We start from the raw sequence: 23,023 nt of genomic DNA on the forward strand, positions 1-23,023 counted from the left end.
TGGGGGCCTTTCTCGTACGACAGGGGGGCAGGCGTCGTCAGTCGCCGTCAGGCACCGTCAGGCGTCGAGGACCTGACCCTCGCGCTTCACGACGGGCGGCTCGACCGACCAGGGGAAGTTGATCCACTCGTCGGTCTTCTTCCACACGTACTCGCACTTCACGAGGGAGTGGGACTTCTCGTAGATGACGGCGGAGCGGACCTCGGCGACGTGGTCGACGCAGAAGTCGTGGACGAGCTTGAGGGTCTTGCCCGTGTCGGCGACGTCGTCGGCGATGAGCACCTTCTTGTCGCTGAAGTCGATCGCGTTCGGGACGGGCGCGAGCATGACGGGCATCTCCAGCGTCGTCCCCACGCCGGTGTAAAACTCCACGTTCACGAGGTGGATGTTCTTGCAGTCCAGGGCGTAGGCCAGACCGCCGGCGACGAAGACGCCGCCGCGGGCGATGGAGAGCACGACGTCGGGCTCGTAGCCGTCGTCGGCGATGGTCTGCGCCAGCTCGCGGACGGCGCTGCCGAAGCCCTCGTACGTCAGGTTCTCGCGTACTTCACTCATGCCTGCGACCGCCTCACACCTGGGTCCGATGGAAGTTCATGTAGGAGCGGGAGGCCGTCGGCCCCCGCTGGCCCTGGTACCGCGAGCCGTACCGCTCGCTCCCGTACGGGAACTCGGCGGGCGAGCTCAACCGGAACATGCACAGCTGGCCGATCTTCATCCCCGGCCAGAGCTTGATCGGCAGGGTGGCGAGGTTCGACAGCTCCAGGGTCACGTGCCCCGAGAAACCGGGGTCGATGAACCCGGCGGTCGAGTGCGTGACGAGCCCGAGCCGCCCCAGGGAACTCTTCCCCTCCAGACGCGAGGCGATGTCGTCCGGCAGGGTGATGACCTCGTAGGTCGAGGCGAGCACGAACTCGCCCGGGTGCAGGATGAACGCCTCGTCGCCCTCCGGCTCGACCTCGCGCGTCAGGTCGTGCTGCTCGACGGCGGGGTCGATGTGCGGATGGCGGTGGTTCTCGAACACCCGGAAGAAGCGGTCAAGCCTCACGTCGATGCTCGAGGGCTGCACCATGGATTCGTCGTACGGGTCGATGCGCACCCGCCCGGCATCGATCTCGGCCCGGATGTCCTTGTCTGAGAGAAGCACGCCCCCACGATACGCAGAGGGCGCGGACCTGCCCCAATCGGCAGGCGACCGCGCCCGGGCACCTCACGGCTCAGCGCCGTCCGGCCTCCACCTGCACCGCGTGCCGCAACCGCGCGCACCGCGGACACCGGATGAGCCGCGCGGGCCCGATCCTCCCGGCGCCGAGCTGCTGAAGCGGGAACGAGGCGGTACTGAAAACATGCCCTTCGGCACAACGGACGACGGTGCGCTCCATCGAAGCCATCAAGTCCCTTCCCCTACACCTGTGGTGGACGATCAGCCACATTAGGGGATGAAGGGGGTGCCCTCCCACGCGGCACTCCGCACGCCGCTCGGCACAGCCGGAGGCGAGAACTTCGCCTCAAGTGGCGCATGGGGTACAGTGTGCAACGATGCGGCACGGATCACCCGGCCGCTGCGCGGATGTAGTTTAATGGTAGAACATGAGCTTCCCAAGCTTATAGCGCGGGTTCGATTCCCGTCATCCGCTCTTCGCACGAAGCCCCAGGTCAGCGACCTGGGGCTTCGTCGTTGTCCAGACCTGTTGGGGGCCGCTGTGCCCTCCGCGTGCCCTATCTCGCGGAAATGCCCAGCCCAAAGGGCACGCGGCGCACCACCTTGCACCACCTGTGCCGGGGTGCCTGCCGAGAGAATCGCCGCCTGTCTCGGGAATCGCCCCCTCCGAGGCCGACCGCGTGGCTAGGACGTGTCCGGCCGATCATGTGACTACTCCGTGCCCGAGTCGTTGCTGTGGGCATGGGGCGGGGTGATCTGACGAATGCCGAGTGGGAACGGCTGCGTCCGTTCCTGCCGGTGAGCAACGGGCGTTGTGGCCGGTGGCGGGCTCATCGGCAGGTGATCGACGGGATTTTGCACCGGGTGCGGACCGGGGTGCAGTGGCGTGACCTGCCCGAACGGTTCGGCCCGTGGAAGACCGTCTATGAACGCCATCGCCTGTGGTCGGCCGACGGAACCTGGGAACGTCTGCTCCAGCAGGTCCAGGCCGCAGCGGATGCGGCGGGCGAGATCGACTGGGACATCTCGGTCGACTCCACCATCGTCCGCCCGCATCAGCATGCGGCCGGCGCCCGCACCGATGCGCCTCCGGCCCCGGGATCAAAAGGGGCCGCGGGTGGAACACCAGGACGAGACGCCGTGGCAGAGTCTCGTCGCCCGCCTGGTGGAGGTGGTGCTGGAGGTAAGGGCCTGGGCCACTCGCGGGGCGGGTTCACCAGCAAGCTCCACCTGAGCGCGGACGGCCGCTGCCGGCCACTGCCCCTGGTCGTCACTCCAGGTCAGCGGGCAGATTGCACCCCGTTCAAGCCGGTCCTTGAGAAGATCCGAGTGCCGAGACCTGACCGAGGACGGCCGCGCCAGAAGCCGGACAGCCTCGCGGCCGACAAGGCTTACAGCAACGGTCCCATTCGCGAGTACCGGCGACGGCGGGGAATCCGCCACACGATCCCGGAGAAGACCGACAGCCAGGCGGCTCGCCGGCGCAAGGGCGCACGCGGTGGCCGACCGCCCGGCTTCGATGAGGACCGCTACAAGAAGCGCAACACCGTCGAGCGGGCGATCCAACCGCCTGAAGCAGCCCCGGGCGGTCGCCACTCGCTACGACAAACGCGGCTACGTCTTCCTCGGCACCGCCACCGCGGCGGCCGTCGCCGTCTGGCTCCGAACACGAACTCCTACGCGACCCAGCAGTAGACGTCGTGATCCTGGCGCCGGGCGCTGCTGACGAGACCAGCCGGCTCACCGACGATCGCCTCGGCGATCTCCGTGTCGATGGCCTCGTCATCCTCCGCGCGCAGGTGAGCCCATGAAATGGCGATGTCCCGCAACCTGGAGTGCCCGGCGTCCGCGAGTGCAGTGGACAGGCGAGACGAGATAGCGAAGACGACGCACCCGTCGTTGTCCTGGCCGGCGACGATGCGAGGCTCACCGGCATCGGCGAGTTCCTCGAAGCTGCCGCCGGCCAGAAGGCATTCCCACTCGATCACTGCCCCTCGGGATCGAAGTTGCCAAAGGAGAGCGACTCGAATGCCCGTCCCGGCCCGGTTTGGAGGCTCAGAGCCGCTGACGTGTCGTCCGGCGCCACGAAGAACTTCACGATGATGCTCACCCGGGCATCATGCCCGACTTCCCACAACCATGATCGGCCGGACAAGTCCTCGCCGGATCTGAAATCCGCCGCCTCGTCGCCCGTGGGCAGTTTCCCATCGCCGACGCTCCTCAGTGGCCACACCTGCTCACGACCCTCCGCGATGCCGTCCCTGAGCGCCCGGATCAGCACTCCACCGCGTTGGACCTGGCGAATACGCTGGCGGACCAGTCACCGCAGTGACGCCGCTACCGACCCCGGAGGGCCGAAATTGTCCCATCATGACGGCGTTACCGACTACGCCAAGCCCACGCCCCCATGACCGCGCGTCAACGCGGAATCCGGAGAAATCTCAGCCACCCAGCATGTCGATGTGACGAACTCACGGCCGAAACACCACTGATCGTTGATCGAACCCTATTGCGCTGCCTACCGTCATGGCCGTCTTTGTCAACTTCCCAAGGGGGGGAACCTGTAAGATCTACACGCCTCACTGCCTTGCGTGAGTCCGGCCGTCGAATAGGCACCGTTGTTCTTGGTGCCGCCGCTGTGCTGGGCATCCTCACCCCGCCCGCTCAGGCATCGAGTTGGAGCGGCTATTTGACGGGGGTTCTGCCCGGCTACGAGTCCCGGCGCTGGACCGACACCGGTGGTGCTACGACGATCAAGTTCACTGGCTGCACCAGCAACGGCACGGGCGCAGAGGTCCGCCTCCGCAAGGACACCTTCGGGCCCGACCCGGCCTACGCGACGGCGGTGTTCACCCAGTGCTTCGCCAGCAGCACTTCCACCTCGACCGGCAACTGGTCCGATCACGGCTCCGGGGACTACTACTTCGCTGTGAACGAAGCGGGAGTAAACCTCTCGCTGACGGTTAGGTCGCTTACCGTCACTTACTGACAACCTGTTCCTCCGGCCCCCCGTGCCTTGCGCGCGTGGGGCCGGAGGTACCTCTTCCCGGCGCCGAGGTACCACCCATGCCCTTGCAATACCAGTCTTGTACCTTCCGTTATCCCCGCACATCCCGACCCATTCTCGACCGGCTCGACCTGGAATTCGCTCCTGGTCACACGGTTCTCCTCGGGCCCAACGGTGCGGGCAAGAGCACTCTGCTCTCCCTCGGCGCCAGCGCCCTGCAACCTCAGTCGGGACTCGTCCGGTACGGGCGGCTCGACCCGGCAAGCCGCCGAGCCGTGCATACGTATCGGCGCAAGGTTTCTTGGCTGCCGCAGCGCCCCGGATTCCTCCCGGGACTGACGTGCAGGGAGCACGTGGCGTATGTGGGTTGGCTCAAGGGCATGGGAGAGCGTGCCGCCTGGCGCGCGGCACCAGAGGCGATCGAGAGGGTCGGCCTCACGGACAAGATGAACAACAAGGTCAAGACTCTGTCCGGTGGCCAGCAGCAGCGGATCGCGATTGCTCAAGCACTCGTCCACGAAGCGGATTTGTTGCTTCTCGACGAACCGACTGTCGGGCTTGATCCACACCAGCGGCGTCGATTCCTCGATTTGCTGATCTCGCTGCGCGGCACCGTCAATGTGATCGTCTCCACCCATGACATCGGCGATCTCGATGAGGCATTCGACGAGGTCGTCGTCCTGGAGTCGGGCCGGTCAAGGTTCAGGGGAGCAGTCGAGGAATTCGCCGCGCATGCCCAACCCGGCTGCGCGCCGGGTCGACGCCTGGAGAGCGCCTATGCCTCGCTGTTGGAGGCGGCCGAGTGATCATCTGGGCGAACCTCCGTTCTTCGGCCACACTGTGGCTGGCTCTGCCCGCCATGTTCTACGCGGGTCTGTACATCGACGACGTCACCCATACCGCACCGTCGGAATACGGGGTGGTGTCCGGGGAGCTCGCGGCCTACGGCATGGCGATCATCGCCCCGGCTGTGGCCGGGGCCGCCGCATGGGAAGCGGGCCGCCACCGTCTACTGGGCGCTGTACGAGCCGTCGGTGCACGCCCCCTTGCTCAGCAGCTCTTCCGGGCTGTCACGCCCGTATTGCTCCTGCACCTCCTCCTCATTGTTGGGGCGCTCGTGATGGCCCGTAGGGCCGCAGGTGTGTGGCCGAGTGACGCCGGGTGGCTCGCCGTGGCGCATCTGATCGTGCTTCCCCTCGGCTGGCTGATCATCGGTTGGTGCCTGGGAATGGTGTTGCCCAGGAGTATCGCGGCGCCCATCGCCGGAATCGGCTGCTGGGCCTGGCTCTCCATACCGCACACCTTGGCCAACCCGTGGGTCCGCCACCTCGGCGGCTTCACCGACGGGACCTCGACCGTCACCGACGTCCGCACGTCCGCCGTGTACACCGTGCCGTGGGCCGTCGTCGCCGGGATGGCCCTTGCCGTCTGGCTCTTCGCCCATATGCGCCGACGCGCCTGGGGTGCAGTCGCCGGCGGCGTCGTCCTGGCGATCACGTTCGCAGGCGGTCGCATCCTGGTTGACGGCTGGGGCTACCAACGGCCGACGAGTCCCCGAAACGTCACCATGACCTGTGTGGAAGACGCCCCTAGGGTGTGTGTGCCGCCGGAATACAAGCAGTACGCGGAGCAACTGCGCCGGGATGCGCTGGTCCCCCTTTCTCGGCTCAAGGCTGCTGGCCTCACTTCACCCCAAGAGCTGCGCATCACCTCCGACGCGGTCCCGCTCAAGCCGGGGACATGGCCGTTGTACTGGTCGCTCTCTCCGGTCCACTCCCAGCCTGACCCTGGTCAGTACGCAGTGAGTCTGGCCCAGTCGGCAGTAGTCGGCACCGCTGCGCTCGCAGGCGGGCCCGACTGTCGCCAGCCCAGCGCTGTCGCATCCGCCTGGGCTGCCCTGGTGATCGGGGTGGACGAACAGGCCATGCGCCAAGCGATGCTCGAAACCGACTGGGCCGCACTCCAAAAGGTCCGCCGTCTTCCTACCAACGAGCAGCTCGACTGGTTCGACAGGGTCGCGGTGAGCGGAGGGCACTGTCCCCGGGACATCTCATGAACCGATATGCGATCGTCGTGCGTCGCTGGTGGATTGTGCCTTTGGCGCTCGTCCTTCTCCTGGTGGTGAGCGGGACGGTGGGGACCAGCGAGGTTCCCGTTCCGAGTCTGACAGGCGGCATGGCTGGCGCACGCGTCGCCTACTTCACCCCTGTTGTGATCGTCATCGCCGTCATGTACTGCTTGGAACGGCGACTCCCCTCGGCGGAGAGCACAGCTGTGGTCTCCATCCGCCGGTTCGACCAGGGCGCCTTGATCCTTACCGCGGTGCTCGCACACGGAGCGGGACTAGTGGTTGGACTGGACGTCGCCCGCAACATCACCCTCCTCCTCGCCCTCGCCCTCCTCACGTGGCGACTCGCCAACGAGGCGACCGCAGCAGCAGCCGGACTGCTGTTCCTCATCCTCAACCTCATGCTCGGCCGCGCCTACGACGCCAGTGGCCACGCATCCCACACGTGGTGGGCCCTCGCTCTCTACCCGGCCCGAAGCGTGGGCGCATGGCTAGTAGCGGTCGCCCTCTTCGCCGTCGCGTTGAAGGTGTCGGCGACGAAGCACCGCGGTATCTCACCGTGAGGTGGCGCTTCCCGAACGCAGCGCGCTGAATGACGCGTGCCACTACGTGCCAGTCAGGGCGGTGAACAGCGGTCACGACAGGGCAATCCGAGCCCCTCCCGATCACCGCCAGACAGCACGTTTTCGCAGGTCAAGTGCTACACGACGGCCGGAGTGCCGGGTGATTCCCAAGCTTATAGCGCGGGTTCGATTCCCGTCATCCGCTCTTCGCACGAAGCCCCAGGTCAGCGACCTGGGGCTTCGTCGTTGTCCGAAGGGTGAAGTTCGTGGCGGCGCGGACGAAGGAGGAGGGCCGCGCCCGTGCGTGGAGAGGGGCCGGGTGGTGCGGCGGCCTCCCCTCCACACGTGCGGCGGGGTCAGAACACGAGGTCCGCCGTGTTCGCATCGACCTGCTCCAGGTACATGACCTCACCGGTCCGGAACGGGGCCTTCCAGTCGCCGGTGCTCTTGTACAGCTTCGGCGTCTGGTAGGACGCGCCGAGGCCCATGAGGTCGGGGCGCCCGTCGCCGTCCGCGTCACCGGTGGCGATCAGCGGGCGGAACGCGTTCCAGCCGCTGCCGATCTTCGTGCGGGGCGCGAACGAGCCGTCGCCCTTGCCCAGGTGGAGCCAGAGGACGCCGTCCTTGTCACGGGCGACGACATCGCGGGCGGTACCGCCCGCGATATTGCCGACGGCCGTGATGTCGTTGTAAATCCCCCAGCCGGTACCGAGCTTCTTGCGGGGGAGGAACGGCTTCGTGGCGTTGCCGGTGCCGGTGTAGAGCCAGAGCACACCGGACCTGTCGGTGGCGAGCGCGTCCACGCGGCCGTCGTCGGTCAGGTCGCTGCCGGACGTGATCTTGTCGTAGACCTGCCAGCCACCACCGACCTGGACCCGGGTGGCGAAGTTGCCGGTGCCCTTGCCCTGGTACAGCCAGAGCACGCCGGACTCGTCGCGGGCCAGGAGGTCTCCGACCGGCGTACCGCCCAGGTTCCCGGCGGCCTCGATCCGGTCGTAGACGCCCCAGCCCGAACCGAGGTAGGTCTTGGCCCCGGCCTCGTTGATGCCGCGCCGCTCGTCGATCGGACGGTAGAAGAGGTCCGTGCGCCACAGGCGGCCGGCGGAGTCCCGGCTGAGCAGGTCGGGGCTGCCGTTGTCGTTGAAGTCGTGCGGCTGCGCCTTGCGGACGACCTTGAACGTGCCGCCGGCGGTGACGGCCGGGCCGATGCCGTTGACCGGCTTTCCGGTCAGCTCCCAGGTGTAGTCGCCGTTGGGGGCCTCCTCGTCCCAGTTGTTGTCGACCCAGGCGAACGCCGGCGTGCTGCTGCTGGGCACCACGGTCAGGTCGTGGGTCTTCCCGGTCCGCACGTGACGGACGGTGACCTTCGGGTTCCGCACCTCGCGGGACAGCGTCCACCTGAAGGTGAATCCGTTGGCCCGGTCGAGGTCGAGGACCGCCGGGGGCACGGTGGAATCCCTGACGACGACCTCGGTGGGCTCGCCGGTCGCCGCGATCAGCTCGGCCTTCGGGGTGTCGCCGCCCGTGGCCACGATCCGGTACATGCCCTCGCCCTGGCCGACGAGGCCGCCGCGCGCGTACAGGCTGCCGTCGGGGGCGGACGTGAACTCGTAGGCGTGGTCGAGCACCTTCACCGTCGTCTTGGTGGAGACGTTGTAGGCGGTGACGGCGTGGTGGACGCTCGGCTGGACGAAGTTCATCCCGCCCTTCTGCCCGTACAGGACCCAGTCGCCGACCAGGCCGACCTGGAGGTTGCCGAGCGACGGCACCGGGGGCACCGGAGCCTCCTGAACGACGCCGGTCGCCCGGTCCGCGACGAAGACCCGGGGGCCCTGGTCCGTCGCCGAGGCGGAGGTCCAGGCGGTGTGGGTCGCGGAGACCGCCTGTGCGCCGGTCCCGGGGGCGCCGGGGGTGAGGACGCCGGTGGCGAGGTCGAGGAGGCCCCACCTGCCCAACCCGTTCTGCGTGAAGGTGACCTTGGCGTGGGCGGGGGTGGCGGGCGTGACCATGACGGAGGCCGCGTCGGTGGGCAGGCCGGTGACCATCGTGGTGGGGGTCTCGTCGACGTGCTTGCGGAGCACCGTGCCCGCCTCGGTGACGACGGTCGTGAAGACGGCGTCACCCGCCGCGCCCGCCCACTTCGCGTCACCCGTCAGGGAACCGACGGGGACCTCCAGGGAGCCGTTCGTCGTCAGGTTCCGCTGCGTGATCTTGTACGACCCCCGGAGAACCAGGAAGTCGGTCGTCGGCGTCGACCGCAGGTACACGGCGCCGTCATACGCCTGCCCGGTGCCGTCCGAGTAGCGCCGGAAAGTCGTGACGCTGGTGTTGGAGGTCGTCAGGAAGCCGGTCACACCGGCCCCGACGAGCCTGCTGCCCTCGGGGTAGGCAATCGGGTCCACGGTCGTCGCCGCGTCCGCCGCGAACACCCCGCCCAAGGCCGGGGCGGCGTACGCGGGAGCGGCCAGTGCGGTCGCCCCGAGCGTGACGGCGAGAACGGTGGTGACGGCGTCGGCGAGCCGTCGTCGCGTCGAACGGACCAGAGGCACGGGCATTCCTCCCGGAGACATCAGGCGCACCATGCGCCTCACCGGTTGAGACCCCTGAGCAGCCGAATGGTTGTACGCCTCCAGGGCCCACATCCGGGACCCGGCAGAACCAACTGGACGCGACCCCGTACGTCAGTCCGCCGTCACTCCCCAGTGGCAGGTCTCCGACGGCTCGCCGACTGATCCAGGTACGAGCGATCCTGCTCGTCTTCGTGAAGCGAGGGCAGGCAGGGGCGTCGGCGATTCCCCAACTTATGGCGCGGGTTCGATTCCCGTCATCCGCTCTTCTGGCGATCCACCCGTGCGACGAGGTCGTCGTCCCGGTGGGCGGCCGGGGCGTGGGGCTCGCCCCGGCTCCTGCCACGGGCCCGTCGTGGGGCGGACGGTCATCGTCCTGCTTCTCCGGCATCGAGGGAGGACAGGAATCGTCGCTGGTCGGTCAGGAACCCCTCGGCGAAGAGGGCCCGTGGTGCGCACAGCGCGGTCAGGGTCAGGCGCAGCGGCGAACGCTCCACGTCGTGCCTGACCAGGCCGTGGGTGGCATCGGGGTAGTGGACGATGCGCAGGGGCGGTGCGGGAAGCAGTCGGCGGTAGGCGGCCTCGGTGTCGACGGTGTCCACGTTCACGTCGTGGCCCGCGAGCACCAGCAGGACGGGAATCCCGCGCAGGGCCGGCAGGTCGGCGACGGCGTCGGCGGTGTGGTTCTTGGAGACGAACCGCCAGCGGGCGGCCGTCATGCCCTGCGGGTCTCCGACGGCCCGCACGTACTCCTCGTACGCGGCACCCCTCCCGAGCAGCTCCAGCCCGGTCTCGCGGCGGCGCAGGGCAGCGGCGACCTCGGCGTCGGAGGCGCCGTCCCGGCCCAGTTCGGCCAAGAGGTTGTAGCGGCCCTGCCGGTGCCAGTTGACGGCGGGTGAGACGGCGACGGCGAAGCGGATCCGTCCGTCCGCGGCAGCGATCTTGGGCAGCACCCAGCCGGCCTGGCTGGCACCCCACAAGCCGATCCGGCCGCCGTCGACCTCCGGTCGCCGCCGAGCCCAGGCGATCGCGTCGGCGGCCTCCCGCGCCCGGTCCTCCATGGTCTGGTCGAGCCAGTCGCCCGGCGCACCGGCCACCCCCGGTTTGTTCCAGGACAGCGAGGCGTACCCGGCCCGGGCGAAGGACTCCCACATCGGCCGGTAGAAGCCGTCGTGCGTGGCGTCCACCGGGCCGTCCCCGTGGACGAACACCACCAGGGGGAAGGGTCCCTCCCCCTGTTCGGGCAGGGCCAGCACACCGTGCAGGGTCCGCCCGCCGTACCGCACGGTGACCGCCTCCTCCCGCAGGTCGTAGGTGTTCTGCCAGACCACCAGGCCGCCCAGGCCGGCCGCCACGACCGCCAGTGCCGCCACGGTCGCGAGCACGCCCCGCACCACTCGGCGGCGGCGCGCCGAGGCCCCGCGTCGCGGTCTCTTCGACATCCGTCCCCCCAGAGAACTAACGAATTCGAAACTATCGTTCCTCATCCGAACGTACTGGGTTCGTGCGTAGAATGCGAGGACGGGTGGGGAACACGGAGGAGGAGTCATGGACGCGACGACCGTCATCAGGCGCGGCGTGCCCCGCGGTGCCGAGGAGCGGGTGGCCCGGTTGTACTGGGAGGCCTTCGGCCGCAAGCTCGGGGCCGCCCTGGGGCCGGCCGAGCGCGGCCGCGCCTTCATCGCCCGCCACCTCCACCACGACCGCGCGGTCGTCGCACTCGCCCCCGGCGGCGAGCACGTCGTGGGCGTGGCCGGCTACCGGCTCGGCGGGCGCGGCCTGACCGGTGGCGGCGTGCGCGACGTGCTCTCCGGCTTCGGGCTGTTCCGCGGCGTGCCCCGGCTCGCCGTGCTGGCACTTCTCGAACGCACTCCGGGGCCCGGGGAGCTCGTCATGGACGGCATCGCCGTCGACCCCGCCCACCGCGGCACGGGCATCGGGAGCCTCCTGCTGACAGAGGTCGCCGCCGTCGCCGCCGAACACGGCCGTTCGCGGATCCGCCTGGACGTCGTCGACGTCAACCCGCGCGCCCGCGCCCTGTACGAGCGACACGGATTCGGCGCCGTGCGCACCGAACGCACCCCGTACCTCCGCGGCCTGATGGGCTTCGGCGCCGTGACGACGATGCATCGCGCCGTCCCGGCCCGCCCGGACGGCGGCGCGCCCGGCGACACCTTGGAGCAGCAGTGACGACCAGCAGGCCCGCGGGCGCCCCCGCGGCGGAACCCGCCACGCCCGGGATCGGCACCCGGACCCTGGTGTTCGCCCTGGTCCGCGAGGACGGCACCGTCGACGCAGGCGAGCTGTACGCCGTCGCCGGCGCCCTCGGCATGACCGACCAGCAGGTCCGGCTCTGCCTCAAACGGCTCGTCGCCGAGGGCCGGTTCACCCAGGACGGGCGAGGCCGCAAGGCGGTGCTGCGCGCCACGGCCGACGCGACCGGCGCCGTCGCACCGGACGTGGGGTACGTGCGCCACGCCTACCGGCAGGACCGGGGGCTCGCCCCCTGGGACGGGACCTGGCACCTGTTCGCCTTCGCCGTCCCCGAGACCTCGCGACAGGCCCGCGACACCCTGCGCGACACCCTCGTCCGCCTCGGCGCGGCCCCCCTCCAGGGCGGGCTCTACGTCAGCGCCAACGCCATCGGCGAGATCGTCGAGGCCCACGCCCGCCATCTGGGCGTCCTGCCCTCCCTCACCCGCTTCACCAGCCGCGACCTGCGGGTCGGGGACGAGGTGGTCCCGGCCCGGCTGGCCGCCCTGCTCTGGCCGCTCCAGCAGGTGGCGGACCGTCACGAGGCGCTCGCCGCGCTCGCCACGGCCTGTCTGTCCCGGCTGTCGGGCACGGACCGCCCCACGGACACCGAGCGCCTGACGTACGCGATCGAGCTGGCGGCGGCCTTCACCACCGCCATGGAACCCGACCCCCTGCTGCCCCCCGAGCTGCTCCCCCGGCCCTGGCCCGGCACCCGCGCCCGTGCCCTGGCCGCACGGTGCTGGCGGGCCCTCGCCGCCGAGGACGACCAAGGCCCCCGCCGACCGAGCCTGTTCCGCCTCTACGACGACGCCCTTCGCCACGACACCCCCACAGCCGCTCCGGCGCCACCCGTGAAACCCGGCCCGGTCACATGATCGTCGTCGTGTTGCCGGCGCGCAGTTCGGACACCCCCCACGAGCCGACCGCCACGTCGTCGCCGACGGACAGTCGGCCGGGCCGGACCACGGCCGGCTTCACGCCGAAGGCGACGCCGCCCTCGGCGGCCCGCCGGTAGGCGGCGAGGGTGCGGATCGGTTCCGGCCCGCTCCGGCGCCCGGTCCGCTGGTCGACCAGGGTGACGGCGCAGCGGATGGGGGGCGAAGGCGGCACGATCCCGGCAGGACTGGGTGTCCGTCAGCCGCCTGACCCGGGCGGCCGAACAGCTTTCGGCGAAACCGCCGCCGCCCGGGCGTGCTTCGACGAGGCCGAAGAACTCGGCGGCAAGAACCGGTTGCCCCCGCGGCCGGCCGGAGCGAGTGCGGGATCGGAACCGTAGCGCCGCGCGCCCCGGCCGTGCCCTTCGGGGCGGTGGACAGCGGTCGTCGAGGGGCCCGGCGGAACTCCGGTACCGGGTGGTCCCGCGCCTGTGGCGCGGGTGCGCGTCAGTCCTGTGCGGTGTCGTCGTCCGGCTGCCCCGCGGCCTCGGCCGCGCGGGTCTTCTCGCGCATCTTGCGCACCAGATCCGCCTTCCGGTCGGCGGCGCCCTGACGGTCGAGGTTGCGGTGCGGACCGTTGTTCTGCCGTTCGGCGCGGGACAGCCTCTTGCGCTGGCCGCCGCCCTGGCCCACGGGATTGTTGATGTTCTTGCTGTCGGTCACGGGTTCTCCCGGTGGTGAGGTGAGGTGATCTACGGATTCACGGTGGGGGCGGGCACGGCGACGAAGGGCGTCGGCAGGGGCCCGTCACGCTCTCACTCGTCCATCGGCGTCTGGAAGAACATGTCAACGACGTTACCCGGTCCCGTCGACCCCGCGCGCCGGGCTCCTCACCGCCCCGGCGCGGTGAGGCCCGTACGCAGCAGGTCCAGGAGGACGGTGGCCGCGGGACCGGAAGGGCCGTCCGTCCGCCAGGCCAGAGCGACCCGGCCGCGCAGCCGCGGCTCGGTGATCTCCAGCGTCCGCAGCCCGAGGGCCGACACCACGGCGGCGGGGAGGGCCGGCACCACCGCCACGCCGAGACCACGGGCGGCGAGCTGTGCGAGGAACAGCGGAGCGGCGGCCTCGAAGGCGATGCGGGGCCGGAACGCCGCCTGCGCGCACGCCCGGTCCAGGACCCCGCGCAGCCCTGTGCCACGGGGCAGGCTGATCAGCGGGCGGCCGCGGAGCTCGGCCAGGGGGATGCTCGTGCGGTCCGGGGGCGTGAGGGCGGGGTCGTGCGGGGCGACGGCCGCGACCAGCGGTTCGTCGACCAGGACCTGGACGGAGGTGCCCGGTGGGGGTTCCTCGTGCGCGAGTCCGATCACGGCGATGTCGAGTTCCCCGCGCCCCAGTGCGGCGAGCATCCGCTCCGACGTGTCCTCGGTCAGGGCGATCTCGACCTGGGGGTGGTCCTCGTGGAAGCCGGCCAGCACGGCGGCCAGGTCGAACGCGTGGGCTGCCGCGGCCGCGCCCGAGACGAGGCCGAGGGCGACGTGCCCGCGCAGCAGCCCGGTGAACTCCTCCGCGGTCTGCCGCACCGCTTCGACGGCGGTGAGGGCGGCCCGCGCGTACGGCAGTACGGCCTCGCCCACCTCCGTCAGGGTCACCGACCGGCCGGAGCGGTCGAGCAACGGGTGCCCGAGTTCCCTTTCGAGCTGCCGGACCTGGGCGCTCACCCCGGGCTGCGCCAGGTGCAGGCGGGCGGCGGCGCGGGTGAAGTTGGCTTCCTCCGCGACCGTGACGAAGTACCGCAGCTGCCGAATGTCCATAACTGGTCCTTCTCGTTGCGAGACAGGCAAAGTCTTGGACTTATGGTGAGCCCGCCGAGAGCCTTGAAGCCATGGGGAACACGACGCATCGGAGACCAGCGGCGGACGTCAGAGCCGCGATCGCAGCCGAACGCCGGGAACTGGCGGCCGTGCTGGACGGCCTGTCGGCCGAGGAGTGGAACGCTCCGAGCCTGTGCGGGGGTTGGCGCGTGCGCGAGGTCGCGGCCCACATGACGATGGGGTTCCGGTACTCGCTCCCCAAGATGGCGCGGGAACTGATCAGAGCGCGGGGCAGCCTCTCCCGCATGACCGACCGGTGTGCCCACGAGGACGCGGCCGCCCATGCGCCGCGTGAGCTGGTCGCGTTCCTCGCCGACAACGCGGCTCACCCCTGGAAGCCGCCGGTCGGCGGGATCGAGGCGGCCCTGGGCCACGACGTGGTCCACGGCCTGGACATCACCGTCGCCCTGGGCCTCGACCGCCGGGTCCCCGAGGACCGCGTGCGCATCCTCCTGGAGTGCGTCGACGCCAGGACCCTCAGGTTCTTCGGAGCCGACCTGAGCGGCATCGCGCTCCGCGCCACCGACCTCGACTGGTCCTTCGGCACCGGAACGCCCCTCTCCGGCACCGCGCAGGACCTCCTCCTGCTCGCCCACGGCCGCCGGCTCCCCCCGGGACGCCTCCACGGCGAACCGTGCGACCGCTTCACCGCCGCACAGGGGTGACGAGCATGCGCATCCGACTCCTCCGGGGGCTCGCCCTGCTCGCCACCGGCCTCCTCGCGGGAGCGTTCGGCTACGGCGCGGCCGACCTCGTCCCCACCTTCGACGCGGTACCGCTCGACACGCGGCTGTCGTTCCACGCCGAGCTGATGAAGAGGAACGGCGTCACCATGCAGGCGGCGATGGCCGTGTCGACGCTGAGCTCCCTCGCCCTCGCGGCCCTGACACGCGGCCGCGCCCGGCTGATCGCGGGTTCGGCAGGTCTTCTGACCCTCGGGTCCTTCCTGACGACCCGGCTCGGCAACGTGCCGATCAACGGCCGGATCAAGCAATGGGCGCTCACCTCGGCCCCGGCCGATCACGCGGAGGTCCTGCGACGCTGGGAACTCTTCAACGACCTGCGCACGCTCACCGCCCTCACCGCCTTCGCCCTCCTGATCGTCCTCTCCCCGAGGCCGGTCGCGGGAGCGGTCCCGGGCGCCGACCGTCCTGCCGGCGGCGGTGACCCACAGGCGGTCCGCGCCCTCACGCCCCCGTGAGGCGGCACCGTCATCGCGGCCGCCGCCGTGGTCACCGCCGACGTCCCGGCCGGTCGGCCACCCGTTTCCGAAACGCTTCGTCGGGGGTGAAGGAATACCTGTGCTCGCCGCACGAGGATTTAACCGCCCCCGCCCGGAGAGTTTTTGTCGGCGACGCGCAGGGAGAAATATCCGACGTACACGGGCGGCGACGGCGTGCTACTGTCGAAATCAGTTGCAGTTTTGGTACCCAAAGACTCCAGGTGCCTCCCGCCGGCCGCGTGCCGCACGGAAGCGCTTTGTATTTCCGGTCATTTTCCGGGCAGGGCATCATCGCGGCGACACGGCGTCCGTAGGGTACGGATTCCGGTGCACTGCCCCAAAGGAGAAATGACATGGCTACTGGCACCGTGAAGTGGTTCAACTCGGAAAAGGGTTTCGGCTTCATCGAGCAGGACGGTGGCGGCCCTGACGTGTTCGCCCACTTCTCGAACATCGCCGCCCAGGGCTTCCGCGAGCTCCAGGAGGGCCAGAAGGTCTCCTTCGACATCGCGCAGGGCCAGAAGGGCCCGACGGCCGAGAACATCGTCTCGGCCTGACGCCGACGCGTCACACGTGGCTGGGGCCCGCATCCCTCGGGGTGCGGGCCCCAGCCGCATGCATTTCGCGGGGTCCCCGCACGCCCCCGCGCCCCTCGTGCCCCTTTCTCCCGCCCGCTTGTGCCGACGGTTCCTTTCCCCGAGCCAAGCCGCCCGCTGTTCGCATTTCGTTCGGCCCGTGCCTGCGATTCCCGACGCCGTTCATCCCCGGTCGGAATTCCGCGATACGCGCCGTGTCAAGGAAGGTTCCGAATGGACCCCGCACGCACGAACGGCCGCTCCTCCCGCACCCGCCGCAACGGCGGCCGTGCGTTCGGCTCCGCCACCGGTTCGGGCCTGAGCAGCCGCTTCGGCTCCTCCGCCCCGAGCCGATCGGGGACTCCGGGGCGCTTCGGCGGAGGCGGTCGGCGTGCCGCCCCGGCGCAGGGCGAGTTCGCGCCGCCGAAGACGGTCACCCCGGCGCTGCCCGCCGTCGAGACGTTCGCCGACCTGGCCCTGGACCGGCGCCTCCTGGCCGTGCTCACCGCGCAGGGCGTCTCCGTCCCGTTCCCCATCCAGGGCGCGACGCTGCCGAACTCCCTGGCCGGCCGTGACGTCCTCGGCCGCGGCCGGACCGGCTCCGGCAAGACCCTCGCCTTCGGTCTGGCCCTGCTCGCCCGAACCGCCGGACAACTCGCCGAGCCCCGCCGGCCGCTGGCGCTCGTCCTGGTCCCCACCCGGGAACTCGCGCAGCAGGTCACCGACGCCCTCGCCCCCTACGCCCGCGCCGTGAAGCTGCGCCTGGCCACCGTCGTCGGCGGCATGCCGATCCGCCGGCAGGCGAACGCGCTGCGCGGGGGCGCCGAAGTCGTCGTGGCCACCCCCGGCCGCCTCAAGGACCTCATCGACCGCGGCGACTGCCGGCTGGACCGGGTCTCGATCACCGTCCTGGACGAGGCCGACCAGATGGCCGACATGGGCTTCATGCCGCAGGTCACCGCGCTCCTGGACCAGGTCCGCCCCGAGGGCCAGCGGATGCTGTTCTCCGCGACGCTGGACCGCAACGTCGACCTCCTGGTCCGCCGCTACCTCACCGATCCCGTCGTCCACTCCGTGGACCCCTCCCAGGGCGCGGTCACCACGATGGAGCACCACGTCCTCCATGTGCACGGTGCCGACAAGCACCGGCTGACGACCGAGATCGCGGCGCGCGACGGCCGGGTGATCATGTTCCTGGACACCAAGCACGCCGTGGACCGCCTCACCGAGGACCTCCTCGGCTGCGGCGTCCGGGCCGCCGCCCTGCACGGCGGAAAGTCACAGCCCCAACGCACCCGCACCCTCTCCCAGTTCAAGGCCGGGCACGTAACCGTCCTGGTCGCGACGAACGTCGCCGCGCGCGGCATCCACGTCGACCACCTCGACCTCGTCGTCAACGTGGACCCGCCCACCGACCACAAGGACTACCTCCACCGCGGCGGCCGTACCGCCCGGGCCGGCGAGTCCGGCAGCGTCGTCACCCTGGTCACCGCCAACCAGCGCCGCGGCATGACCCGCCTCATGGCGACCGCCGGCATCGTGCCCGAGACCACCCAGGTCCGCTCGGGCGAGGAGGCGCTCGCCCGGATCACCGGTGCGCGGACCCCCTCCGGCATCCCCGTGACGATCGCCGAACCGCCCGCCCGACCGCGACCGCCCGCCCCGCCGCGCAAGCGCGGCGCGGCCCCCCGCGGTCGCCGCCGTGCCGCTCCGGCGGCCTGAGCACCACGTGATCCGGAAGCCGAACCGACTCCCCTGTGAGGCAACATGCGCTGTGTCATCGCCCGCTTCCCCTTCGAACTCACCAAGAGCGGCGTCCTGGACTCCATGAAGGGCGTCAGACCCGAGGAGATCACCGGCGAGTCCGTGATCATCGGTCGGCGCGCCTACCCCGTCAAGCAGGTCGGCCAGGTCATCACCGGCCAGGACCGCCGCGACTTCACCGCGGGCGAGGTCCTCCGGGCCATGACCAAGCTCGGTTTCACCTGCCGCGCCCTTCCCCTGCCGCCCGCGCCGCTCCGCACCTCCGACCCCCTCCAGCACGCCTCCGCGATGCTCGGCGCCCCGACGGGAGCCTGACGGGGGCCCGACCCCGTCCACACGGACGGACGTGAGCGAACAACCGAACAGCCAGGAGAGCCCGAACGGCGCACCCCCGACGCCGTCGGCGCACCCCTTCGGGCCTCGTCCTCGCCCCGCCGGTCATCCGGCGGGGCGTCGTGCTGCCCGGCGGGACCGGCTGTCGGCCGGGATCGATGGCTCCCCTGTCGAACATCAAAAATCTATCGCGGCCGAGGTAGACATTGGGCTCTGCTGTGGGTACGTTTTCTCTTGTAACCAGAAGAGGCAATGAGGCCTGGCAGGGATGGACTGCCGGCCGGCAGGACATGAAGTCGCAGTTCGCGGTACCCGGCGGTGGTGCTGTCACAGGCCACCGACCGGTCGCATCACCAGCAGTACGCAGGGGAGCGGTGCGGCAGTACGCGGTGCCCCCCGAGGTCAGTGGTCGATCGCCGAGGAAGAACGGAGGGACCCGCGCCATCAGGATCGCCCGGGCGGAGTTCACGAGCCCGGGTACCGCAGGACATCGACAGTGAGGTGGTCTCCGGTCAGGCAACCGCGATCCCCGCACCCCCGACAGCAGCCGAGTCGGGGCGGCGGACACAGGAGGCCGGCGCGATATCAGGGCCGGCAGATGGTGTAGTAGTTCCTTCGGGGCCCTGGTGCCGTACGGCACCAGGGCCCCTCAACGCGTTCCGCAGAGAGGTGCAAATGACAGCTGGCGACTCGTACGACCGTCTCGACGACGACGACTACCCCGCCTACACGATGGGCCGGGCCGCCGAAATGATCGGCACCACCCAGAGCTTCCTCCGCGCCATCGGTGAAGCGCGCCTGATCACCCCGCTGCGCTCCGAGGGCGGCCACCGCCGCTACTCCCGCTACCAGCTGCGCATCGCCGCCCGCGCCCGCGAACTCGTCGACCAGGGGACCCCCATCGAGGCCGCCTGTCGCATCATCGTCCTGGAAGACCAGCTCGAAGAGGCCCAGCGCATCAACGCCGAGTACCGCCGCGCCGCGACCCGGCAGTCCGGTCCCCCCGCTGCCGACTGAAGCGGTTCCGGACGAGCGACGGGCACGGCGTCGCACGGGGCGCCCTGCGCTCGGCACCGGGCTCCGGGGCTTCGCCGCCGGCCCGTCGTCCCGAGAGCGGCGGGCTTCGGCGCGGCGGCGTCACCGAGCGGCCCACCAGGTCGAGGGCGCCGCGACGGCGTACCCCAGCGACTCGTACAGCGGCCTGCCCAGCTTCGAAGCGGTGAGCGTGACCGGCAGGTCCGCCAGGTGGGCGAGGGAGCCGAGCATGACGGCCCGCCCCACTCCGCGCGACCGGAAGGCCGGCGAAGTGCCGATCCAGTAATGGCTGCCGACGCCCTCGTCCACGACGCTCACCCCGGCTCCCGCGGGCACGCCGTCGTGCGTGGCGAGGAACACGTCCACGCCCGGCTGCTCGATCAGCGCCGCCGGGAACAGCTCGCCGGGGCGGTAGGGGCTGAATCCGGACAGCTCGAAGCCCTCGATCACGATCCGCTCGGCCGCCTGGAGGTCCTCGGGCCGCCGCACCCGGATCACGTCCAGCGCCGGTTCGTCGACGGGCGCGGGCGGGCGCAGCATGACCGGCATCTGCCAGCTGCGCAGGCCCAGGTGGCTCAGGTCGGTCGAGCTGAACGGGTCCTCGGCGTTCACCGGGCCCGCGGCCCGGCGCACCAGCTCGTCCACCTCGGCCAGTTCGTCCGGGTCGAGGGCCGGCTCCTGGATCAGGATCCGCAGGCCGGCGCGCACGTCGCCGTCGACCGCGACGAATCCGCGGCGCCGGACGACCTCGTGCCCCCGGGATCGGCCGGTCGCGGTCCACAGGGCGGCGGAGTTGCGGGCCTGACGCATCGGCGCCTCGGCCGGGGTCATGGACGCGGGCTGGTCGGTCGACATGGATCGTGTGGTCATTTCCCCTACAGTACTGGCCAGTTGGCCCGCCACAGGGGCCAATTCCGTACGGGGGGACTGGGCCACCCGCGCGGGCGGACCGCCCGGGGAGCACGCGCGGAGGGACCGGCCCCGGCGGCCCCGCCCGGTCACGCGCCGCTGTCCTCGGCGAGGGTGTGGGCGACGAGGGCGTTGGCGTGACCGTGGCCGAGGCCGTGCTCGGACTTGAGCCAGCCGACCAGCTCCATGTGCCTGGTCAGCGGGGAGGAGCGGATGAGGTCCTTCCACTCGGCGATCGGACGGCCGTACTTCTTCTCGATGGACGGGAAGTAGCTGGCAGGACCCTTCACGGCGTCGCTCATGGGTGTCTCCGTTTCACATCGTGTCGATCTTGGTCGTGTCGATGATGCCCGGCGCGGCGGCGGGGGGACAGCGGTCGGCCGGGGCGGCGCGGGCTAGCGGTCGGCCGGGGCGGCGGCCAGCCGGGCCGTCACCGCGCTCAGCCACAGCAGGCCGAGACCGGCGCCCGCGGTGAACGCCAGGACCGAGGCGGCCGAGGCCGTGAACCCGGCGAGGACGAAGACGGGCACGACGCGGGACGCGACGGCCCAGCTCCGGGGGCCCCGGGTGGCGAGCGGGCGGGCCAGCACGAGGAACGCGGCGCACAGGGCGAGGTAACCGATCATTCCGCCGGCCATGTGGACGGCACCGTGCCCGCTCATCACCGTCGTGTCCGGGGAGCCTTCGGGGAAGCCCGCACCGGCGTCGGCCGGGAAGGCCGCGGCGACCCAGAAGGAGGCCCCGAAGACACCGACCAGGGCCGGCCCCCACGTCCCGCCGGGGCCGCCGCGCAGCGTCCGCCGCAGGCCGGTCGCGCCGGCGAGCAGCAGCGCGCCGACGAGCACGAAGCTCACCGTCTGGATCCAGCCCCACTCGCCGAGGGCGAGCTGGCTGATCGCGTTCCGCGTGAAGGCGAAGCCGTCGCGCGCGAGCCCCTGGGCGAGACCGGCCGCCAGGAACAGCGGGCCCGCCGCCGTGCCACCGACCACGGCCCACCGCGCGGCGGACCGCGACGCCGGAGCGGTGGAGAGGACGGGGCGGGGTGCGGTGAGCGTGTCGGTCATGGCAGGGCCTTCCTCGCTTCGACGGTGTCGCTCACATGACCGACGACCAGGAGCGAAGTCATCGCCCCCATGCGTGTGGGCTGGATCACACACCGGTCGGCAGGGCGAAGGCCCCGGGGCATCGGTCAGGATTCGAGAAGCACCGGTCGGACCGCCGGAACTAGCGTCGACGACATGACCTCACTCACGCTCCTCACCCTCGAAGTCGCCGACCTGACGGCCGCCGAGTCCTTCTACGCCGCGTCCGGCCTCGGCGCCCACGTGCGCCTGCGCGCCGCCGCGGACGAGCCCTCGGACGGGTTCCGCGGGTTCGCCGTGTCCCTCACGGTGGGACAGCCGGCCGACGTCCGCGCCCTCGTCGGGGCCGCCGCCGACGCCGGGGCCACCGTCCTGAAGCCGGCCGCCAAGTCCTTCTGGGGTTACGGCGGCGTCGTGCGGGCCCCGGACGGGACGATCTGGAAGGTCGCCTCCTCGGAGAAGAAGGACACCGGGGCCGCCACCGGGCGGGTCGACCGGGTCGTGCTCCTCCTGGGCGCGACGGACATGGCCGCCACCAGGGAGTTCTACGTCGGACAGGGCCTCACCGTGGCGAAGAGCTTCGGCCGCAAGTACGTCGAGTTCGCCGGTCCCGAAGGCTCTGAAGGTCCCGCGGGCCCCGAAGGCCCCGGGAGCTCCGAGGGCGGCGTCACGCTCGCCCTGTACCCCCACCGCGGGCTCGCCAAGGACCTCGGCGTCCCCGCCGACGGCAGCGGTGCGCACCGGATCGCGCTCGGCGGCAGCGGCGACGGCTCCTTCACCGACCCCGACGGATTCGTCTGGGAGCCCGCGGCGCTCACGACCCCCCGCTGACCCCCCGCCCCAGCGTGCGGAAGGCGTCCACGAAGGCACGGACGCGGGCGCACTCCCCGGTCGTCGGCCAGAGGAAGCCGTACTCGATGGGCGGGGCGTCGTCGAAGGGGACCCAGACCACGTCGGGGCGGGCGTGGTAGCGCTCGGCGTCCACGCAGGCCGGTGAGACGCCCCGGCCGAGACCGACGAGGTTCAGGACCTCCGTCCAGTACGTGGGGGCCGGGCCGTGCGCGACGGGTGCGCCGCCCGGGGTCCGTCGCGGGTAGTGGTGGTCGAGCCAGTGCCGCGGCACGGCGTCCCCGGCCACGGGGATGAGCGTCGCCTCCGCCAGGTCCTCCAGCGACACGGACGCGCGGCGGGCGAAGGGGTGTCCGGCCGGGACCATCAGGGCCCGGGGCGAGGACAGGACGAGGGGGCCGACGGTGAGGTCGGGTTCGTCCACCGGGAGCTCGGTGACCTGGACGTCGAGCCGGCCGGACCTGATCGGCCCGAAGGGGTCGTACAGCTGCACCTCCCGGATCTCGACCTCGCAGTCCGGGTGGCGCCGGCGGAACGCGTCGGCGGCCTCCAGCAGGACCTCGGCGATCATCGAGCCCGAGTAGCCGACCCGGAGCAGGCCCGTCATGCCCCGGCCCATCGCCATCGCGCGGTCGACGGCGCGCAGCAGCTGTTCCTGGACCGGGAGCAGGTCCGCCCGCAGCTGACGCCCGACCGGGGTCAGGGCGACGTGCCGGCTGGTGCGCTCGAACAGCGGCACCCCGAAGCGGCGTTCGAGCTTCCTGATGGTCTGGCTGACCCTCCCCTGGGCCAGGCCGAGCCGCTCCGAGGTGCGCCGGAAGTGCAGTTCCTCGGCCAGCGCCAGGAAGACCTCGATCTCGTGTCGCTCCACCGCGGCGAGCCCCCATG

The 23,023-nt window shown here is 71.1% G+C and carries 25 protein-coding genes, 1 tRNA gene and 2 pseudogenes; 15 read left to right on the forward strand and 13 right to left on the reverse strand.

Annotated features, from left to right (window positions below):
- Nucleotides 1-57: 57 nt before the first annotated feature.
- Both ACZ66Z_RS13660 and dcd read right to left on the reverse strand, forming a co-directional pair.
- A complete protein-coding gene (locus ACZ66Z_RS13660; RefSeq protein WP_469934140.1) occupies nt 58-555 on the reverse strand; it encodes a phosphoribosyltransferase in 498 nt (165 codons plus the stop codon).
- A 13-nt stretch (nt 556-568) separates the two neighbouring features.
- Nucleotides 569-1,144, reverse strand: coding sequence for a dCTP deaminase (gene dcd / locus ACZ66Z_RS13665; protein WP_469934141.1), 576 nt, complete (start codon nt 1,142-1,144; stop codon nt 569-571).
- A 419-nt stretch (nt 1,145-1,563) separates the two neighbouring features.
- On the opposite strand from dcd, the gene ACZ66Z_RS13670 reads away from it, so the two are divergent.
- Both ACZ66Z_RS13670 and ACZ66Z_RS13675 read left to right on the forward strand, forming a co-directional pair.
- Nucleotides 1,564-1,634 (forward strand) — tRNA-Gly (locus tag ACZ66Z_RS13670).
- Between the two features lie 266 nt (nt 1,635-1,900).
- A pseudogene (locus tag ACZ66Z_RS13675) lies at nt 1,901-2,885 on the forward strand (IS5 family transposase).
- On the opposite strand, the gene ACZ66Z_RS13680 reads toward ACZ66Z_RS13675, so the two are convergent.
- Together ACZ66Z_RS13680 and ACZ66Z_RS13685 are read right to left on the reverse strand one after the other, a co-directional pair.
- On the reverse strand, nt 2,836-3,147 hold the full coding sequence (locus ACZ66Z_RS13680) for a hypothetical protein (protein WP_469934142.1): 312 nt from the start codon (nt 3,145-3,147) through the stop codon (nt 2,836-2,838). The pseudogene ACZ66Z_RS13675 and the gene ACZ66Z_RS13680 overlap by 50 nt on opposite strands.
- Nucleotides 3,144-3,269 carry a hypothetical protein gene (locus tag ACZ66Z_RS13685; RefSeq protein ID WP_469934143.1) on the reverse strand — a complete coding sequence of 42 codons (126 nt, stop codon included), beginning with the start codon at nt 3,267-3,269 and terminating at the stop codon, nt 3,144-3,146. The genes ACZ66Z_RS13680 and ACZ66Z_RS13685 overlap by 4 nt, the downstream gene beginning before the upstream one ends.
- A gap of 528 nt (nt 3,270-3,797) precedes the next feature.
- Between ACZ66Z_RS13685 and ACZ66Z_RS13690 the strand changes: the two genes are divergently transcribed.
- From ACZ66Z_RS13690 to ACZ66Z_RS13705, 4 genes are all read left to right on the forward strand, one after another.
- On the forward strand, nt 3,798-4,148 hold the full coding sequence (locus ACZ66Z_RS13690; RefSeq protein WP_469934144.1) for a hypothetical protein: 351 nt from the start codon (nt 3,798-3,800) through the stop codon (nt 4,146-4,148).
- Between the two features lie 77 nt (nt 4,149-4,225).
- Nucleotides 4,226-4,972, forward strand: a complete 747-nt coding sequence (locus tag ACZ66Z_RS13695; protein WP_469934145.1) for an ABC transporter ATP-binding protein — start codon at nt 4,226-4,228, stop codon at nt 4,970-4,972.
- A complete protein-coding gene (locus ACZ66Z_RS13700; RefSeq protein WP_469934146.1) occupies nt 4,969-6,222 on the forward strand; it encodes a DUF7224 domain-containing protein in 1,254 nt (417 codons plus the stop codon). The genes ACZ66Z_RS13695 and ACZ66Z_RS13700 overlap by 4 nt, the downstream gene beginning before the upstream one ends.
- Nucleotides 6,219-6,797 (forward strand): hypothetical protein, encoded by a 579-nt coding sequence (locus tag ACZ66Z_RS13705; RefSeq protein WP_469934147.1) that lies wholly within the window; start codon nt 6,219-6,221, stop codon nt 6,795-6,797. The genes ACZ66Z_RS13700 and ACZ66Z_RS13705 overlap by 4 nt, the downstream gene beginning before the upstream one ends.
- 356 nt (nt 6,798-7,153) lie before the next feature.
- On the opposite strand, the gene ACZ66Z_RS13710 is transcribed toward ACZ66Z_RS13705, so the two are convergent.
- Together ACZ66Z_RS13710 and ACZ66Z_RS13715 are read right to left on the reverse strand one after the other, a co-directional pair.
- Nucleotides 7,154-9,352, reverse strand: coding sequence for an FG-GAP repeat domain-containing protein (locus tag ACZ66Z_RS13710; protein WP_469934148.1), 2,199 nt, complete (start codon nt 9,350-9,352; stop codon nt 7,154-7,156).
- A 380-nt stretch (nt 9,353-9,732) separates the two neighbouring features.
- Entirely contained in the window at nt 9,733-10,749 is a 1,017-nt protein-coding gene (locus ACZ66Z_RS13715) for an alpha/beta hydrolase family protein (protein WP_469934149.1), read from the reverse strand.
- A gap of 163 nt (nt 10,750-10,912) precedes the next feature.
- On the opposite strand from ACZ66Z_RS13715, the gene ACZ66Z_RS13720 reads away from it, so the two are divergent.
- Complete coding sequence (locus tag ACZ66Z_RS13720; RefSeq protein WP_469934150.1) at nt 10,913-11,554, forward strand: GNAT family N-acetyltransferase; 642 nt, start codon at nt 10,913-10,915, stop codon at nt 11,552-11,554.
- A complete protein-coding gene (locus ACZ66Z_RS13725) occupies nt 11,551-12,495 on the forward strand; it encodes a PaaX family transcriptional regulator C-terminal domain-containing protein (protein WP_469934151.1) in 945 nt (314 codons plus the stop codon). Before ACZ66Z_RS13720 ends, ACZ66Z_RS13725 begins: the two co-directional genes overlap by 4 nt.
- On the opposite strand, the pseudogene ACZ66Z_RS13730 reads toward ACZ66Z_RS13725, so the two are convergent.
- The 3 genes and pseudogenes from ACZ66Z_RS13730 to ACZ66Z_RS13740 form a co-directional block, all read right to left on the reverse strand.
- Nucleotides 12,488-12,712 (reverse strand): annotated as a pseudogene (locus ACZ66Z_RS13730) (MOSC domain-containing protein); the annotation flags it as partial. The gene ACZ66Z_RS13725 and the pseudogene ACZ66Z_RS13730 sit on opposite strands and share 8 nt — an antisense overlap.
- 290 nt (nt 12,713-13,002) lie before the next feature.
- Nucleotides 13,003-13,218: a DUF6243 family protein gene (locus ACZ66Z_RS13735; protein WP_469934152.1), complete on the reverse strand. Its 216-nt coding sequence runs from the start codon at nt 13,216-13,218 to the stop codon at nt 13,003-13,005.
- A gap of 167 nt (nt 13,219-13,385) precedes the next feature.
- Nucleotides 13,386-14,306, reverse strand: coding sequence for a LysR family transcriptional regulator (locus tag ACZ66Z_RS13740; protein ID WP_469934153.1), 921 nt, complete (start codon nt 14,304-14,306; stop codon nt 13,386-13,388).
- Nucleotides 14,307-14,377: 71 nt separating this feature from the next.
- On the opposite strand from ACZ66Z_RS13740, the gene ACZ66Z_RS13745 reads away from it, so the two are divergent.
- The 6 genes from ACZ66Z_RS13745 to ACZ66Z_RS13770 all read left to right on the forward strand — a co-directional run bounded on the left by ACZ66Z_RS13745 (nt 14,378) and on the right by ACZ66Z_RS13770 (nt 19,277).
- Nucleotides 14,378-15,031, forward strand: coding sequence for a maleylpyruvate isomerase family mycothiol-dependent enzyme (locus ACZ66Z_RS13745; protein WP_469934154.1), 654 nt, complete (start codon nt 14,378-14,380; stop codon nt 15,029-15,031).
- A gap of 5 nt (nt 15,032-15,036) precedes the next feature.
- Complete coding sequence (locus tag ACZ66Z_RS13750) at nt 15,037-15,567, forward strand: anthrone oxygenase family protein (protein ID WP_469934155.1); 531 nt, start codon at nt 15,037-15,039, stop codon at nt 15,565-15,567.
- 374 nt (nt 15,568-15,941) lie between these two features.
- Nucleotides 15,942-16,145, forward strand: coding sequence for a cold-shock protein (locus tag ACZ66Z_RS13755; protein ID WP_376627045.1), 204 nt, complete (start codon nt 15,942-15,944; stop codon nt 16,143-16,145).
- A gap of 252 nt (nt 16,146-16,397) precedes the next feature.
- Nucleotides 16,398-17,885, forward strand: coding sequence for a DEAD/DEAH box helicase (locus ACZ66Z_RS13760; RefSeq protein WP_469934156.1), 1,488 nt, complete (start codon nt 16,398-16,400; stop codon nt 17,883-17,885).
- Nucleotides 17,886-17,930: 45 nt separating this feature from the next.
- On the forward strand, nt 17,931-18,242 hold the full coding sequence (locus ACZ66Z_RS13765; protein ID WP_469934157.1) for an SCO5918 family protein: 312 nt from the start codon (nt 17,931-17,933) through the stop codon (nt 18,240-18,242).
- Nucleotides 18,243-18,935: 693 nt separating this feature from the next.
- On the forward strand, nt 18,936-19,277 hold the full coding sequence (locus ACZ66Z_RS13770) for a helix-turn-helix domain-containing protein (RefSeq protein ID WP_469934158.1): 342 nt from the start codon (nt 18,936-18,938) through the stop codon (nt 19,275-19,277).
- A gap of 120 nt (nt 19,278-19,397) precedes the next feature.
- Here the strand turns inward: ACZ66Z_RS13770 and ACZ66Z_RS13775 are convergent, their stop codons facing one another.
- The 3 genes from ACZ66Z_RS13775 to ACZ66Z_RS13785 form a co-directional block, all read right to left on the reverse strand.
- On the reverse strand, nt 19,398-20,165 hold the full coding sequence (locus ACZ66Z_RS13775) for a GNAT family N-acetyltransferase (RefSeq protein ID WP_469934159.1): 768 nt from the start codon (nt 20,163-20,165) through the stop codon (nt 19,398-19,400).
- 128 nt (nt 20,166-20,293) lie between these two features.
- Nucleotides 20,294-20,506 carry a DUF4287 domain-containing protein gene (locus tag ACZ66Z_RS13780; protein ID WP_469934160.1) on the reverse strand — a complete coding sequence of 71 codons (213 nt, stop codon included), beginning with the start codon at nt 20,504-20,506 and terminating at the stop codon, nt 20,294-20,296.
- A gap of 93 nt (nt 20,507-20,599) precedes the next feature.
- On the reverse strand, nt 20,600-21,268 hold the full coding sequence (locus ACZ66Z_RS13785) for a DUF998 domain-containing protein (RefSeq protein ID WP_469934161.1): 669 nt from the start codon (nt 21,266-21,268) through the stop codon (nt 20,600-20,602).
- Between the two features lie 174 nt (nt 21,269-21,442).
- Between ACZ66Z_RS13785 and ACZ66Z_RS13790 the strand changes: the two genes are divergently transcribed.
- Nucleotides 21,443-22,117, forward strand: a complete 675-nt coding sequence (locus ACZ66Z_RS13790; protein WP_469934162.1) for a glyoxalase — start codon at nt 21,443-21,445, stop codon at nt 22,115-22,117.
- Here ACZ66Z_RS13790 and ACZ66Z_RS13795 read toward each other — a convergent pair.
- Nucleotides 22,101-23,006 (reverse strand): LysR family transcriptional regulator, encoded by a 906-nt coding sequence (locus ACZ66Z_RS13795; protein WP_469934163.1) that lies wholly within the window; start codon nt 23,004-23,006, stop codon nt 22,101-22,103. The two genes, ACZ66Z_RS13790 and ACZ66Z_RS13795, sit on opposite strands and share 17 nt — an antisense overlap.
- Between the last annotated feature and the right edge of the window lie 17 nt (nt 23,007-23,023).

The organism is Streptomyces sp. NPDC107498, assembly GCF_055582805.1.